The organism is Pseudomonas sp. VS40, from assembly GCF_018587885.1.
Classification (GTDB): Bacteria; Pseudomonadota; Gammaproteobacteria; order Pseudomonadales; family Pseudomonadaceae; genus Aquipseudomonas; species Aquipseudomonas pergaminensis.
The window spans coordinates 323271-338532 of record NZ_JAGYWD010000006.1; the positions used below are offsets into that span (position 1 = coordinate 323271).

Here is a 15262-nt window from a genome sequence, read left to right on the forward strand (position 1 = left end):
CCTTCTCATGGAGGTCAGGCACTGGCCGCGCAGGGGCGCCCATTACGACGAATGTGCCGGATTGGAGCATGGGGGTGGGGGGCTGTCTGTCACCCGAAACCCGGACATCCAAAGGGTAGGATCAGGCTTGGCTGAGGGATCATTGCTGAAACGATTAAAGCGATGTAGGACATTGGCTATATCTTGCCGATGCCAAGGTGCATTGCCTTCCCTTTAGATAATATTTTTCCGTTATTTATCATCAGGTTAAGCAAATACAGAAACTTCTCAAGGATTTAATTGGTCGGAAATGTCTTTCAGAAACGTCGAATTAATGACGTGGTTTTTATGGCACGTTGTGTCCCTCGTTTCCGCTACATACGTAGGACGAATCCGCTGGCTAAATAAACGCTCGACTACCGCCTCGGGTGCGTGAGCACGGATCGCCCCCCGCAGAGAGCCCAGAGAGACTGTTGACGGTGTTCGACATCAAGGATGAGATGGCTATGAGTGTGACCCGCAATAATGCCGACCCGCAAAGCCCGAATTTCTATGCCGAAATGGGCGAGTTGATTGCCAGCAGTGGCCAATCGGACTTCGCCGCCCACATGCTGCACCTGGTGGACAAGTGGGTGCCGATCCACCTGGTGGACCTGAGCGAATGGACCCTCGACGAGCTGCGCAACCGCGTGCTCGATATCAAGCTGTTGGGCAGTGCCGGCGAGAAGGAGGACCTGCCGCCGCCCCTGCCCCTGAACTCCATGGAAGACCATCCGCTGCTGCGGGACATGCTCGGCATGCAGGACCCGCTGCTGATCCAGCTCAAGGCCAAGGCCAAGAGCCTGTACCCGCGCGGCACCTCGCACCAGTGCAACCTGGTGTCGCGCCAGGGCAACCGGCGGTGCGTGATTTCGTTTTATCGGCCGCCCAACCATCGCGGGTTTTCACTGGCCGAGCTGTCGTTTCTCAAGTGCCTGTCGGACACCCTGCTGCCGCTGATCGAGTGCCACGCCCAGGGCCTGCGCCAGGCGCCGCACACCGAGGTCGAACCGGCCCACACCTTGCTGGAGCAATCCCAATTGCAGCGTGAGTTCTACAAGCGCCTGTCCCTGGGCGACATCACCCTGTCGGCACGCGAGCAAGAGGTGTGCCTTGGCCTGCTGACCGGCGGCACCGTGCCGCAAATGGCCGAAAAGCTCAGCGTGAAAAACAGCTCCATCGAAACCTACCTCAAGCGCGCCGCCGCCAAGTTAGGCGTCAGTGGTCGGCATGGCTTGGCCAAATGGATGATTGGCGCCTGATGCATAAATTGAGCACATTCGCGATGGCATGGATGCTCGGCGGTTGCTCGCTGATCCCGGACTATCAAAGACCCCCGGCCCCCGTGCCGACGCAGTATCCCCAGGCAGGTGTGTACGCAATGGCGCAGTCCGGTACGTCGGACTGGCAGCACCTGTTCCGTGACCCGGCGCTGCAACGCTTGATTGGCGATGCCCTGGTCAATAACCGAGACCTGCGGGTGGCAGCGCTGAACGTCGAGGCGTTCCAGGCGCAGTACCGTATCCAGCGGGCGGACCTGTTCCCGGCGGTGTCCGCCACCGGGGCCGGCCAACGTCGGCGTTTGCCGGGGGATGTGACCGGCACGGGCAAGCCGGCGATTACCTCCAGCTACTCGGCGACCCTGGGGCTCAGTGCCTACGAACTGGATTTGTTCGGCCGCATCCGCAGCCTCAGCGAACAGGCCATGCTCACCTACATGGGCACCGAAGAGGCGCGGCGCAGCGCACAGCTGAGCCTGGTGGCGAACGTTGCCAATGCCTACCTGACCTGGCGCGCCGACCAGGAACTGCTGGCCCTGGCCCACCAGACCCTGGACGCCAACGAGCATAGCCTGCGCCTTACCAGTCGCAGCAAAACCGCCGGCAAAGCCTCGGCGCTGGATGTGGTGCAAGCCCGTACGAGCGTCGAAAGCACCCGCGCCAGCGTGGCCCGCTATGAACGCCAAGTGGCCCAGGACCTCAACAACCTCGCCCTGCTGGTGGGCGGCGCGGTGGATGAACACTTGCCGTCGCGGCCACTGGCTGACGACCTGGTGGCACGCGTGCCCGCCGGCCTGCCCTCGGACTTGCTGCAACGGCGCCCGGACATCCTCCAGGCCGAATACCAACTGCGCGCCGCCAACGCCAACATCGGCGCAGCGCGTGCGGCGTTTTTCCCGTCCGTGAGCCTCACCGCCAACGCCGGCAGCGCCAGCACCGAACTGTCGGGGCTGTTCAAGGGCGGTTCGGGCAGCTGGACCTTCCAGCCGCAGATCAACCTGCCGATCTTCAATGCCGGCAGCCTGCGCGCGAGCCTCGACTACGCCAAGCTGCAAAAAGACATCAGCGTGGCGCAGTACGAAAAATCCATCCAGACCGCCTTCCAGGAAGTCGCCGACGGCCTGGCGGCACGGCAGACCTTTGTCGACCAGCTGCAAGCGCAACGGGATTTTGTCGCGGCCAACCAGCAGTACTACAACCTGGCCGAACACCGCTACCGCAGCGGCGTCGACAGCAACCTCACGTTCCTGGATGCCCAGCGTGCACTGTTCAGCTCGCAGCAGGCGCTGATCGTCGACCGCCTGGCGCAGTTGGTGGCCGAGGTGAAGTTGTATACCGCGCTGGGCGGCGCCTGGGGAGAAGCCCTTGCGGACGCAGGCGGGGTTGTCGCGTTTAACCCTGAGGAATCACCGCCTCCGCCTCGATCTCGATCAACCACTGCGGCAACGACAACCCGCTGACGATAATCCACGAAGACGGCGGCGGGTTGTGCGGGAAGCGCTCGCGCAGCGCCTGCGCGATCGGCTCCTGCTGGTCGCGGGCGGACTCGACGATATACAGCCGCAGCATGATCACATGGGAGAGATCGCCCTCGACCTCGGCCAGGACCTTTTCGATATTGTCCAACGCAGTGGCGGTTTGCTCGGCAATGCCAGGGCCGACGGTGCGCTCGTCTGCATCCACGCCCACCTGGCCGGAGAGCAGGATGCGCCGGCCTTGCGGGACTTCAAGGGCCTGGCTGAAGCCGTATTGCAGGGAGTTGAATACCGTTGCGGGATTGATGACTTTTCGCTGCATGACGCTTCCTTGTTGTCTGTAGGAAAACAAGGCTAACCCATTGGGTGGGGGCAATCCGGTGATTCAATATCTGGCAACATTTCAACCCATGCATGCTCAGCAATCACCGGACTGTTCTTACATAACTTTCGGGTTGCGTCCGATGAACCTCGCCCCTAACCTTCGCGTGTCGCTGCAAATTCAGCGAATGGGTGTGGTAGCCCAGTTCTTTCATAGACCCCAAAACGCTCAAGGGCGTTTTTTTGTGCGGGCTGCTTTGTGGCGGCTGTGCATGGGAGGCTTCGGCCTGCCGGGCTTCTATGACCGGTCTACCACCCCGTGTACAGACGCCTCCTTACTTCGCGTGGTAGCGAAGTTGTTGGTCGATGAGGCGCTGAACCGGGAATGCCCGGTGGCCTGATCAAACACGTAACTCCATCAGACAACGCAATCCCCTGTGGGAGCCGGGCTTGCCCGCGATAGCGGTGTATCAGTCACAGCAACGCCACCTGACACTCCGCTATCGCAGGCAAGCCAGCTCCCACACTTGGGCGTCATCGCTTACCAACTCCCCATCGCCAGACTAAACGGCGAAAACTCCGCGAACTGCCACCGCAACGCCAACGTATCAGTTACAGCAACGCCACCCGACACTCCGCTATCGCAGGCAAGCCAGCTCCCACACTTGGGCGTCGTCGCCTACCAACTCCCCATCGCCAGACTAAACGGCGAAAACTCCGCGAACTGCCACCGCAACGCCAATGCCGCCGGGCGGCGCACCACCTGTTCCACCGTCACCGTCCACAGCCGTTGCGCCCCCTCGAACAGCGCCACTTCCGGGCCGTCGAGGATCAACGTGGTACGCCCGGCCACTTGCAACACATCCCCCGATTCAAAGTCGATGAACAACAGCCCGGCCACCGGGTTGGCTTGCAGGTTGCCCAGGGTGGCAAAAAACAGGTTACCGGCAAAGTCGGGGATGGTCAGTATGTTGCCCTCGACCCGCACAAAACCCGTGTTGCCACCTCTATGAGAAACGTCCACCGAGCGTTGAGCGTCCACCTCGACGTAGCTGGCGACGAACAGCGTGTCGGCGTTGCGGATCAGGGTCTGGGCGGCAGCGTCCAGGTCGTTGGAGCGCTCGACCGCCGTGCCGGGTTTACGAGCAATGCCATCGACCGGGCGCAGTTGGATGTACTTGGGGCAATTGCCGAAGGTGTGTACCACGTCGACCGAAAAGCCATCGTGATCGAGTGCACCCACACGGCCGTTCATGCGATTGCGACGCCGGGTGTTGAGGTCGATGCCCAACAGGCCGACAGCTGCCCCCTCTTGCAGGGCGTTGCGGGCCGGGTCGGTCGCGGACGGCAGGCTGTCGATCTGCAGGGTCTGTGGGTCCGGCGAGTGGGCGAAACCGGGGGCGCCTTCGATCATAGTCGCCCAAGGGATGCCACGCTCGTCCACCGCACCCAGTATCAGGTAAGGCAGCAAGGGGTAGAAATCCCGGTGCTGTTCCGGCAGGTGATCGCGTATTACCTTCGGCCCGACCACGGCCATGCGGTCGGCCACGCCCACCGCCTCTTGTATGTGCCGTTCGCCGGCATGCCAGGGAGATTGTTCATTCAGGTTCATGGCAAGCACCTCAGGTTGGATGTGTCGATGCTGCGCCCTGCCAGTCGGCGTGAGAATCACCACGCCAGGCAATCCACTATTACGCCAGCTGAAATGCCGGGTGTTCGCGCAGCACCATTACGCAGTGGTCGACAAAGCTGCGCACGCGCATCGGTGCGTTGCGACCTTCGCGGTACACCACCTGCACTGGCAGTGGCGGCAGCTCAAAATCGGGCAATACGCGATGCAGTTGCCCGCTCAGCAGGTGTTCGTGCACCGGATAACTCAAGCAGCGAATCAACCCCGCGCCCTGCACCGCCGCATTGATCGCACCCTGTACCGTGGCGCAGCCCAGGCGGGCGCGGGCCTTGAGTTGATAGCCCTGGAAATCCCAATGCACCTGATCGGCGCTGGCGATCAGCCGGTGCTGCTTGAGATCGTTCGGGTGTTGGGGCTCGCCGTGAACAGCCAGATAGGCAGGGCTGGCACAGACGATATGCCGCACCTGCCCCAGCGGCCGGGCGATCAATGACGAGTCGGGCAGTTCACCGACGAGGATGGCGACGTCGAGCCCTTCTTCGTGCAGGTTCGGGTAATAGTCGTGGTAGCTGACGACCAGGTTCACCTCGGGATAGCGGTCCAAGTAGTCGGCCAGGACCGGCGCCATCACATAACGGCTGAACAGGAACGGCAAAAACACCCGCAGATTGCCCTGGGCCTGCACATGCAGCCCCTTGGCCGAGGCTTCAGCGGCGTCCACCGCAGCGAGCAGGCGCACGCAGTCCGCCAGGTAGGCGCTGCCGGCGTCGGTAAGGCTCACGCCACGCGTGCTGCGCGCCAGCAGCGGCACGCGCAAACGCGCCTCCAGGCGGGCGATCGCGCGTACCAGGGTCGGGCCGGAGACCTGTGCGTCACGCGCCGCCGACGCCAGGCTCGGCTGCCCGGCCAGCGCGGCGAACAACTGCATGTCGCGATAGCGTTCCATCAGCTGCGCCGTTTCATCGCCGGGTTCAGGGCAGCGTCCTGGCCCAGGCGATGGGTGAGGAAGTCGACAAAGGTGTTGATCTTGGCCGGCACCCGGCTGCTTTTCTGGAACACCACCTGGATCGGCAGCGGCGCCGCCTCATAGTCTTCGAGGACAATCTCCAGCTCTCCCGCCGCCACCGCTGTGGCGACCTGATAGGACAACACCCGCGTCATGCCCCAGCCCAAGCGCGCCAGGTTGATGGCGGCGTTGTTTGCCGTGACGACCAGGCGCGGCTCGATGGACACGGTCAACGTTTGGGCGCCGTCGACGAACTCCCAGCCACTCACCAACTGGCTGGACGACGACGTGGCAATCTTGGCCTCGCGCAATTGCGACGGATGCCCAGGCCGGCCATGTTGGTCGAGATAGGCTGGCGACGCACACACCACCCGGCGCACTTCGCCGACCTTGATCGCCTGCTGCCCCGGCTCGTGCAGATGGCCGATTCGCACCGCCACATCCACCCCCTCGTCGGTCATGTTGACCACGCGGTCGACCAGCAAGGCGTTGATGTTCACCAACGGAAAGCGGTCCAGGTATTCCCCCAGTACCGGCGCCACATACAACTCGCCGAACAGTACCGGCGCAGTCACGGTCAGGTGACCACAAGGAATGGAATAACTGCCTGCCGCCGCTTCCTCGGCCTCATCGAGCTCGGCCAGGATGCGCCGACAATCTTCCAGGTAACGCTGGCCGGCTTCGGTCAAGTGCAGGCTGCGGGTGGTGCGCGCCAGCAGCTGAGTGCCGATGCGTTCCTCCATGGCGGCGATGGCCCGCGTCACACTGGGTGGCGAGGTTTTCAGGCGACGCGCGGCGGCGGCGAAGCCCTCCTCCTCGGCCACCGCCAGGAACACCTGCATTTCATGAAATCGGTCCATCGGCACGCCTCTAAAAAGTTATTGCGACTGCAAGCCCACCGCCGTGCGCGGCATGCCCACGAACCCCGGCAACGCCTCGATGCTAGCGAGCCAGGCGCGCACCTGAGGGTAGTCGGCCAGCGACACATTGCCTTCTGGCGCATGGGCGATGTAGGTGTAGAAGGCCACATCGGCAATGGTCGGCTGCTCACTGGCCAGGAAGCGGCTTTGGCCCAGCTGCGTTTCCATCAGTTTCAGCAACGCGTGGGACCGGCTGATTGCGGCGGCGGTGTCCACCTGGGCACCAAACACCAGGGCAAGGCGTGCGGTCGCGGGTCCTGCGTGGAGTTGCCCGGCGGCGGCCGAGAGCCAACGCTGCACACGGGCCTGGCCCACCGGGTCGCTCGGCAGCCACAGGCCTTTGCCGTAGGTGTTCGCCAGGTAGACCAGGATCGCATTGGAGTCCGCCAGTACCACACCGTTGTCATCGATGGCTGGCACCTGGCCGAAAGGGTTGATGGCAGCAATGAACTCGGGCGCTTTGTGGGCGGCTTGCTTGAGGTCCACCAACACATAGTCCGTGGGCAGGCCCAACAGAGACAGCATCAGCTCGACCCGATGGGAGTGGCCGGACAACGGGAAACCGTAGAGTTTGATCATGAAAGGCTCCAAAAAAGGGGTTATCGACCCCCCGCATGTTCCACCGCTGCCGCGACCGTTGGAATCACCAGGATTTACAATCCAGCATTTCATCCGGCGAAACAATCACTCACTGGGACACAATCAAAAAACTCGCCATCTGAGCTTGTTCCCTGTGGGAGCTGGCTTGCCTGTGATAGCGGTCTCAGGCGAAAAAAATGCCAGCAGTCCCGCCGCCTTCGCAGCCTCGCCGGGGCTCGACAGCTCCCACAGTTGATCGTCGTCGTGGCGCCTCAACGCTCTACGAGGCGATCCCGCAGGAATCGATGGCTACTGGAAAACAACCGCCGATAGGTCAGCAACACCGCCCCTACCGTGCCCAGCGCCGACGACGCGGCAATCAGAAACATGATCACGATCTGATACCGCACCGCATCCTCCGGGCTTTCCCCCGCCAGCACTTGCCCGGTCATCATGCCGGGCAGGCTGACGATGCCCACCACAGTCATTTGGTTCAGCGTCGGGATCATTCCCGCGCGCACCGCCTGGCGGATGGCCTCCTGCGCCGCTTCCCAACGGGAGCCGCCGAGGGCCAGGATCATCTCGATGGTGTTGCGCCCCGAGGTCAGTTCCTGGGTCATGCGCTCGATCCCCAGGGACACGCCGGTCAGGGTGTTGCCGAGGATCATCCCCAGGATCGGAATCGCGTACTGCGGCTCGTACCACGGGTGGATTCGGATCACTGCAAACAAACCCACGGCCGTGACCAGCCATGAACTGCCCCACACCGACAGGATGCTGTCAGCGCGCTGCCCGCGATAAGTCCGTCGCCCACGCCCCGCTGCCGACAGGCCGGCGATCAGGGTCATCGCACACATCAGCGGCAGCACCACGTACCAGTAGGCGAACTCGAACACCCAGCCCAGCAGGTAACCGATGGCCAACAGTTGCACCACGGTGCGCACCGCCGCCCACAGCAACTGGCGGCCCAAACCCAGGCGCAGCAGCAGCGAGAGTGCACCATTGATAAGGATCAGCGACGCGGCGATGCCCATGTCGAGCGCGGTGAGGTTCTGATAATTCATGGCTGGGGCACTCCGCTCAACACACCGGCACTCATCTGCAAATGGATGTCACTCATGCGTCGCGCCTGGTCCAGGTCGTGGGAGACCCAGATACAGGCGCGGGACGGATCCCCGGCAAACCAGGCGTCGATCAGCGCTTCCACTTCGCGGGATGAGGTGGGGTCGAGGGCGGCGGTGGGCTCGTCCAGCAACAGCACTTCGGGATTGAGTTGCAGAGTGCGGATCAACGAAACCACCTGGGATTCGCCGCCCGACAGGTCGGCGGCGCGCTTGGCCAAAAAGTCCGGTGCCTTGCCGGCATGCCCCAGCAGTGTGGTGACGGTCGCCAGGTCGAAGCGGCGCTTGCGTGAGGTCTTGAGGCTGAAGGGAAAGCGCAGGTTGTCTTCCACCGAGCCTTCGAGCAGCGCCGGGCGTTGCGACAGGTAGCTGATGTGGCAGCGGTAGTGGGGAATCTGTGCGTTGCCGATCGGCTGGTTGTTCCACAGGATCTGCCCGGACGTGGGTGCATCCAGCAGCGCCAGCGCGCGCAGGAACACACTTTTGCCGGAGCCGGACGCACCGGTGATCGAAACGCGGTCGCCTGGTTGCAAAGTGAAATCGGTGGGCTGGAGTAAGGCCACGTGGCGGCGCTCGTCCATGCGCGTGAGGGCGCGGGCTTCGATTAATGCGGTGTCGGTCATGAACTCATTACTCGCTTGAACGGCTTGCAATCAAAAACTTCACTGCCTATATTCCTTGCCTGGCGCTCTCTACGCCACCTTCCGCGGAAAGGGCTGCGCCCAAGACACTGCAACACCCTCATTCTCTACGACTCCCAACCTTAAAGCGGAAAAGGTTTGTGCAAGGAGATCGTATGTCCCGACACGTCAACACCGATGGCCGCCTCAACCTCACGCAGCAGCGCAAGCGCGCCAAGGAATTGCTGCCACACCTGAAAAGCCAAGACCCGAATGCGACCCTGTCCCAGGCGCAATGGGCGATCGCCAAGCAGTTGGGGTTCCGCAGTTGGCCGAGGCTCAAGGCCCATGTCGATGCCATCGACTTCGCCGCCCACCACCCCGACTTCGCCGCCAGCGACGAACCCCGCACCACCCATTGGCGTTGCGGCAATGACATTGCCCACAGCCTGCAGATCGCCGGGTTCAAGGGCGACTTCAAAATGCTCACCGACCCACTGTGCATGGGGCCGGTTCGTGATGTGCCCAGCGAAGCATTCCGCGCCATGCGCAGTACGTTTATCAGCCAGGCTTTCGCCCTGGACAAAACCCAAGCAGCGCGCCGCGTCGCTGATGAATATGACCAGCTCGACGCCTTGGCCAACGCCGATCATAGCGTGCTGTGGTGCGAAGCGGATGCCTACGACCAACTGTTCCTGATTCGTGCACTCGCCAGTCTTGAGCAGGCGCCGCGCAAACTGGAGCTGATCGAGGTGGACCGCGTGCCCGGTGTCGAGCGCTTTATCGGGATCGGCCAATTGGCCCCCGATGTACTGGCCTGGCTCTGGCCGCAGCGACGACGGCTCGGTGACGACGCGGTGCATTTGGCCAAACGCGCCTGGGCGGCGTACTGCTCCCCCTCTCCCGAACGCCTGGCGGAACTGGCCCACGGCACCCATTCGGCATTGCCCTTGCTGGCACCTGCGCTGTTGCGCCAATTGCAGGAATTACCGGGCGTGCGCGATGGCTTGTCGCTCACCGAGCGCCTGTCACTGAGCTACATCGCCGAAGCCGGACCGGTGCCGTTTGGCCGGGTGTTTGCTGAGTTAATGGGCAAGCGCGAACCGCTGCCGTTCCTGGGAGACATGATGTTTCATGCGCTGTTGCGGCCGCTACTCGATGGCGACACCCCTTTACTGACGGCCACCGAGACGCACCTGGAATGGCCGCGCCAGGTGCTGGCCTTGACTGCGCTGGGGCAAACCGTGCTGAAGGGTCACGCCAACTGGCTGGATCACGCCGGCCATGTGCGATGGGTGGGTGGGGTTTGCCTGCGACCTCGCCAACCCCATTGGGCGATTGATGAAAACATCATGCCTTTATGGCGACCGTGATTAAGCTAACGTGCTGCCCATTCAACCCTCACTTGCGAGACTGCCCATGCGCAACCTGATCTTCGCCAGCCTGCTTCTGCTGGCGGGCTGCCAACATACGCCGCCGGCCAACGACCAACTCGACGCCGTGCTCTGGACCCAAACCTCCATCGAGCATGAGTTGATCTACCGTCAGCTCTTCGCCAATGCCACCCGTCAACTCGACGTGGCGTTGGCTGATCCGACCTGGGACGCCCTGCCCTTCCCCCCGCGCGACCTCAAAGGGTTGCCGCCGGCGGTCGTGGTCGATATCGACGAAACCCTGCTGGACAACGTGCCGCTCAACGCCCGCGATGTGGTCAACAACCAGGTCTATTCCTACGATCGCTGGAACACCTGGGTCGACCAGGCCAGGGCCGAGGCTTTGCCCGGTGCGGTTGCCTTCCTGCAAGCGGCGCAGCAAAAAGGTATCAAGGTTTACTACCTCACCAACCGCGAACACAACCAGGTCGCGGCCACCGCGAAGAACTTGCGCCTGCGGGGTTTCCCGGTTGAAAGCGCAGAACAAGTGCTCGCCGCCAGTACCCCCACCGGCCACTGCGAAAGTGCCGGCTACGGCAAGAACTGCCGCCGCCAATGGGTCGCCAGCCATGCCCGTGTATTGCTGATGGCCGGGGACTCCCTGGGGGACTTCGTGCAGGCCGAACACAACACCCTCGCGGATCAACGCAAGGCGGTGCAGCCTTATATGAATTGGCTCGGGCAGCGCTGGTTCTTGCTGCCCAACCCGACGTACGGAAACTGGTACAGCGCGCCGTATGGGGATGATGAGACGTTGCCGTTTGAGCAAAAGCGCCAGCTCAAGCAGCAGGCGTTGCAGTTGCAAGAGTAGCCCGCGCGGCTGAACGGGCCTGGGATGCCGCCGTATACCGATTCACCGGCACCGGCAGCCCCAGGTGCCCGCGCAACGTACTGTGGCTGTACTCACTGCGAAACAAGCCCCGCGCCCGCAATAGCGGCAACACCTGGTCAGTAAACCGCGCAAAATCCTCCGGTGCGCCCACATGGATGTTGAACCCATCCACCGCGCCCTCCACAAACCAGCGCTCAATCTCATCCGCCACGGTCTTGGGCGAGCCGACAAAGCTGGAAAACGGCTTGGCAAAGCGCAACGCCGCCTGACGCAAGGTCAACCCCTGCTCACGGGCTACGTGCTTGATGTTCTCCGCATGCCCGCGATAGCCATTGCTACCCAGGTCGCCCAACTCAGGAAATGGCTCATCCAGCGCGTACTGGCTGAAGTCGTGGTAGTTGAACGGCCGCCCCAATTGCACCAGCGCCTTGTCCAGGTCCAGCTCGCCATTGCGCTCGCGGTCGATGGCCTGGGCCTGCTCGTCGGTGTCGGCAATGATCGGCGAGATGCCGGGCAGGATGGTCACGTGATCGGGGTTGCGCCCGGCGGCGGCCGTGCGTTGCTTGATGTCGCGGTAGTACGCCTGGGCGTCTTCGAAATTACCCACGCCGGCAAAAATCCCCTCGGCATAGTTCGCCGCCAGGTTGCGCCCGGACTCGGAAATCCCCGCCTGGAAAATCACCGGTTGGCCCTGGGCCGAACGTGAAATATTCAGCGGCCCGGTGACGGAGAAAAACTCGCCATGATGGTCGAGACGGTGTTGGCGCTGCGGGTCGAGGAACACCTTGTTTTGCTTGTCACGCACAAAGGCATCGTCCTCATAGGAATCCCACAGCCCCTGCACCACTTCCAGGTGCTCGGCCGCCCGGCGATAGCGCTCGGTGTGGTCGATGTGCTGTTCACGGCCGAAGTTGCCGGCAGCGCCTTCCAGGCCGGTGGTCACCACGTTCCACCCAGCGCGACCGCCGCTGATGTGGTCCAGGGACGCAAACTGCCGCGCGACGTTAAAGGGTTCGGTGTAGGACGTGGTCAGCGTTGCCACCAGGCCGATTTTCGAGGTGGCGCCGGCGATGGCCGAGAGCAGCGTCAACGGCTCCAGGCGGTTAAGGAAGTGGGGCGCGGAGTCCGGTGTGATGTAGGGGCTGTCGACGATGAACACCAGGTCGAACTTGGCCGCTTCCGCCTGCCGGGCCTGGGCGCGGTACCAGTCGATATCCACACTCGCATCGCCGGGGATCTGCGGGTGCAGCCATTCGTTTTGTGCGGTGCCGACACCGGTAAGAATGGCGCCGAACTTGAGTTGTCGGGATGAGGCGGGCATCAAGGTATTCCTCCGTGGATGGCAGCGGTGCTGGCCTGTGTAGATCGACCTTAATGCCCGCGAGCGGGGCTTGTGAAAGGCTTTGTAGATCTATGCTAATTATTAAAAATACTGATTTAAATAAAGACAAAACATCCGCAACTGACATAACCGCGCACAGGCCGTCGAAGCGGCCTTGGACACGGTCACGGCAAAACAAGGAGAATGGCGGCCTTTCAAACTCAACGCGCTGACATCAGGTTCTTCCCTCGATCCCAATCTGATTCAAGCCACAAGGTCATATGGATATGAAACGGGTACTTATCGCTGGGCTCGGCCTGTTATCGCTGGCCCAGCCCTCACTGTCCTTTGCGGATAACCTCAACGGGAAAACCCTCTTTACCCAACGGTGTGCGATGTGCCACGGCGCCGATATCAAAGGCACAGGCCCTTTGGCCAATAAGAGCAATCCTCCCACCCCCGACCTGACCACCGCTGCGTTCAAAAAACGCCTGAGTGATTATCCAGGCGTTATTGTTTCGTCGATCATCCTTCGCCCCAATGGCGACTTGATCCCGAGGACCTTGCGAGAGAACGGCGTAAAGCTGGCGCCGTTCGCTTGGAGGGTTAACGACTTCCGCGATTTGAACCAATACATGAGCGGTGTGATTGCAAAGAGCCGATGAGCCTCACACTGCTCTTGCAGCGATCGCCTCCACTTCAACCAACGCGCCGGGCAATGGCAACGCCACCACCTGCAGCGCGGTACGTGCCGGTTTGTTCGGCTGCTCCAGCGTGCCAAAAAACTGCGTGTAGCCCGCCTGCAAGCCGGCGAAATCCAGCTTGCCACCGGTCTCTTCGGCGCCCACCAGGAATACGCGCAACTGCACGATATCCCCAAGGTCCAGGTCCTGCTGGCGCAGGATCTTGCGGATCTTGTTGAACACCGACACCGTCTGGATTTCCGTATTGCCATAGGCCGCCGGCGTCCCCGCCGGGGCATTGGCATCGTGCAGGTCGGGCAAGGTGCCGCTGACGAAGATCAGGCTGGCAGACGCCGGCACTGTCACGGTCTGCGAAATCGGGAAATCGCCGACGCTGGTGCGTTGAATGCTGTCGCTCATGATGACGCTCCTTAGGAGGCGGCCAGTGCCGCGCTGTGTCGTTGTTGGGTTACCCGTTCGGCCAGTTGCCCGACCACATGGCGCGCCGAGTTGGCCGCCGATTCCTGCCAGATGCCCACGCCGCTTTGCACCAGGCCGTCGCCGGCGAAGTACACCCGGCCATGCCCGGCTTCGAGCAAGGCGCTGGCGTCGGCCGGGAAGTGTTCACGTTGCAGCCACGGGCCTTCGCTGTAGGGGATCTGTTCCCAGGACACCGCCAGCGGGTTGCGCAGGTGTTTGGAATAGCCCGGATGCAACAGCTCAACCGCCTCCTTGGAGGTGGCGTACTGCTTGTCGAACGGTTGCGCGCCAAAGACGTCAGCGCCCTCCCCCGTCACGTAACCCGCCACCAGCAAGCCTTCGCGGGTGTTGAGGTCGTTGCTCGGGTACCACACCAGGCGCGCCGGGTGCTCGATCCACGACAGGCCGCCGTAGGTGCGGTAGTCGGTTTCCCAGAACCGAGGCGACTGCCACGCGACTTTGGTGGCCTGGTCGCTGCGGGTGCTGAGCAGGGCGGCCTTGATCGGGTCGCTGAAATCGGTGTCGAGTTGGGCCAGCAGCGGTAGCGGCAATGTCGAGATCAGATAATCGGCGCGTACCACCTGCTCGCGGCCGCTGAGTGTGTCGTGATAGGTCACCGCCACGCCGTCTTCCAACTGGCGGATCTGCCGCACCTGGGCACCCAGTTGCACATGGCGCCTGACGCGCTGGTAGAAAGCATCGGTGATGCGGTCCATGCCGCCGACCGGCTGGAACATGGTCGCGGAGAACTCGGGGAATTCGGTGTGCAGCAGCGCGCCCCACAGTTCCGGGTGCAGCAATTGGTCCAGCGCCAACGGACGGCGGCTGGCGGGCAATGCGCCGGGATGGGCAGGCGACTCCAGGTGCCCCGAACGCAGCGTGCCCTCGAAGGCCAATGCTTGGGACAAATCGCCATACACCTGCAGGAACGCCAGCAGCCGTGTGCGTTCTTCAGCGCTCAACACATCATCGAGGGCATCGCGCTGCACGGCTTTGGCCAGCAAGCCGGAGAGGTGCCCGCGCGCATCGTTGATCGCCTGGCCGACGGTGAACGCCGGCTTGCTCACATCCGGCCGCACCTGGGCGCCATGGCTGCTGTTGACCAGCACCTCCAGTGGCACGCCCAACTCGCTGCAATAGTCGAGAATGGTGCGATGCTGGCTGGGAATCCGCGCCGGCCCGGCATTGAAGTAATGCCCGGGGTCGAACGCGGCGGTTTGCGTGCGGCCGTCCTTGTAGTCCACCCGGTCGCCGTTGCGGATTGTCCAGGTACGGCCGCCCGCCCGTTCACGGGCTTCCAGCACTTGCACGTCGAACCCGGCGCGGGTCAGCTCCAGCGCAGTGACCAACCCCGCGATCCCGGCCCCCAGGACCAGCACGCGAGTGCCCTGCCCCAGGCCGCTCTTGAGTTTCAGCGGTTGCGGGCGCCTGTGTGACGACGGCCCCAGGCCCAATGCCGCCAGCGCATCCTTGACTGCCTGCTCGCCGCCCACCGCAGCGATGCTCGACAGCGCTTCACGTCGTGTCAGTCCCATGTTCGATG

15 protein-coding genes are annotated in these 15262 nt (G+C 62.8%); 5 read left to right on the forward strand and 10 right to left on the reverse strand.

Translation table 11 applies throughout. The features are described from left to right. Positions 1-485 precede the first annotated feature (485 nt). Both KHP07_RS19805 and KHP07_RS19810 read left to right on the forward strand, forming a co-directional pair. Positions 486-1280, forward strand: a complete 795-nt coding sequence (locus tag KHP07_RS19805) for a helix-turn-helix transcriptional regulator (protein ID WP_214497847.1) — start codon at positions 486-488, stop codon at positions 1278-1280. Continuing rightward, positions 1262-2758 (forward strand): efflux transporter outer membrane subunit, encoded by a 1497-nt coding sequence (locus KHP07_RS19810; RefSeq protein WP_502937535.1) that lies wholly within the window; start codon positions 1262-1264, stop codon positions 2756-2758. Before KHP07_RS19805 ends, KHP07_RS19810 begins: the two co-directional genes overlap by 19 nt. Here KHP07_RS19810 and KHP07_RS19815 read toward each other — a convergent pair. The 7 genes from KHP07_RS19815 to KHP07_RS19845 form a co-directional block, all read right to left on the reverse strand. Continuing rightward, the gene (locus tag KHP07_RS19815; RefSeq protein ID WP_099492991.1) at positions 2691-3095 is read right to left on the reverse strand and encodes a RidA family protein; all 405 of its coding nucleotides are present in this window, start codon (positions 3093-3095) and stop codon (positions 2691-2693) included. The two genes, KHP07_RS19810 and KHP07_RS19815, sit on opposite strands and share 68 nt — an antisense overlap. 678 nt (positions 3096-3773) lie before the next feature. Continuing rightward, a complete protein-coding gene (locus KHP07_RS19820) occupies positions 3774-4706 on the reverse strand; it encodes a pyridoxamine 5'-phosphate oxidase family protein (protein WP_214497848.1) in 933 nt (310 codons plus the stop codon). Positions 4707-4785: 79 nt separating this feature from the next. Then, entirely contained in the window at positions 4786-5670 is an 885-nt protein-coding gene (locus KHP07_RS19825; protein ID WP_214497849.1) for a LysR family transcriptional regulator, read from the reverse strand. Further along, the gene (locus tag KHP07_RS19830; RefSeq protein ID WP_214497850.1) at positions 5670-6590 is read right to left on the reverse strand and encodes a LysR family transcriptional regulator; all 921 of its coding nucleotides are present in this window, start codon (positions 6588-6590) and stop codon (positions 5670-5672) included. The genes KHP07_RS19825 and KHP07_RS19830 overlap by 1 nt, the downstream gene beginning before the upstream one ends. A gap of 18 nt (positions 6591-6608) precedes the next feature. Continuing rightward, a complete protein-coding gene (locus tag KHP07_RS19835) occupies positions 6609-7229 on the reverse strand; it encodes a glutathione S-transferase family protein (protein WP_214497851.1) in 621 nt (206 codons plus the stop codon). 272 nt (positions 7230-7501) lie between these two features. After that, on the reverse strand, positions 7502-8293 hold the full coding sequence (locus tag KHP07_RS19840) for an ABC transporter permease (protein WP_099492996.1): 792 nt from the start codon (positions 8291-8293) through the stop codon (positions 7502-7504). Beyond that, the gene (locus KHP07_RS19845; protein WP_214497852.1) at positions 8290-8973 is read right to left on the reverse strand and encodes an ABC transporter ATP-binding protein; all 684 of its coding nucleotides are present in this window, start codon (positions 8971-8973) and stop codon (positions 8290-8292) included. Before KHP07_RS19845 ends, KHP07_RS19840 begins: the two co-directional genes overlap by 4 nt. 173 nt (positions 8974-9146) lie before the next feature. Here KHP07_RS19845 and KHP07_RS19850 point away from each other — a divergent pair, with 173 nt between their 5' ends. Continuing rightward, positions 9147-10343 carry a DUF1835 domain-containing protein gene (locus KHP07_RS19850; RefSeq protein WP_099492998.1) on the forward strand — a complete coding sequence of 399 codons (1197 nt, stop codon included), beginning with the start codon at positions 9147-9149 and terminating at the stop codon, positions 10341-10343. 46 nt (positions 10344-10389) lie between these two features. Next, entirely contained in the window at positions 10390-11214 is an 825-nt protein-coding gene (locus KHP07_RS19855; protein WP_214497853.1) for an HAD family acid phosphatase, read from the forward strand. Here KHP07_RS19855 and KHP07_RS19860 read toward each other — a convergent pair. Next, positions 11183-12556 carry an LLM class flavin-dependent oxidoreductase gene (locus KHP07_RS19860; RefSeq protein ID WP_214497854.1) on the reverse strand — a complete coding sequence of 458 codons (1374 nt, stop codon included), beginning with the start codon at positions 12554-12556 and terminating at the stop codon, positions 11183-11185. The genes KHP07_RS19855 and KHP07_RS19860 overlap by 32 nt on opposite strands. Before the next feature lie 287 nt (positions 12557-12843). On the opposite strand from KHP07_RS19860, the gene KHP07_RS19865 reads away from it, so the two are divergent. After that, entirely contained in the window at positions 12844-13221 is a 378-nt protein-coding gene (locus tag KHP07_RS19865) for a c-type cytochrome (RefSeq protein WP_214497855.1), read from the forward strand. Positions 13222-13224: 3 nt separating this feature from the next. Here the strand turns inward: KHP07_RS19865 and KHP07_RS19870 are convergent, their stop codons facing one another. Together KHP07_RS19870 and KHP07_RS19875 are read right to left on the reverse strand one after the other, a co-directional pair. Beyond that, positions 13225-13659 carry a RidA family protein gene (locus KHP07_RS19870; protein ID WP_214497856.1) on the reverse strand — a complete coding sequence of 145 codons (435 nt, stop codon included), beginning with the start codon at positions 13657-13659 and terminating at the stop codon, positions 13225-13227. 11 nt (positions 13660-13670) lie between these two features. After that, positions 13671-15254, reverse strand: a complete 1584-nt coding sequence (locus KHP07_RS19875; protein ID WP_214497857.1) for a flavin monoamine oxidase family protein — start codon at positions 15252-15254, stop codon at positions 13671-13673. Positions 15255-15262 lie beyond the last annotated feature (8 nt).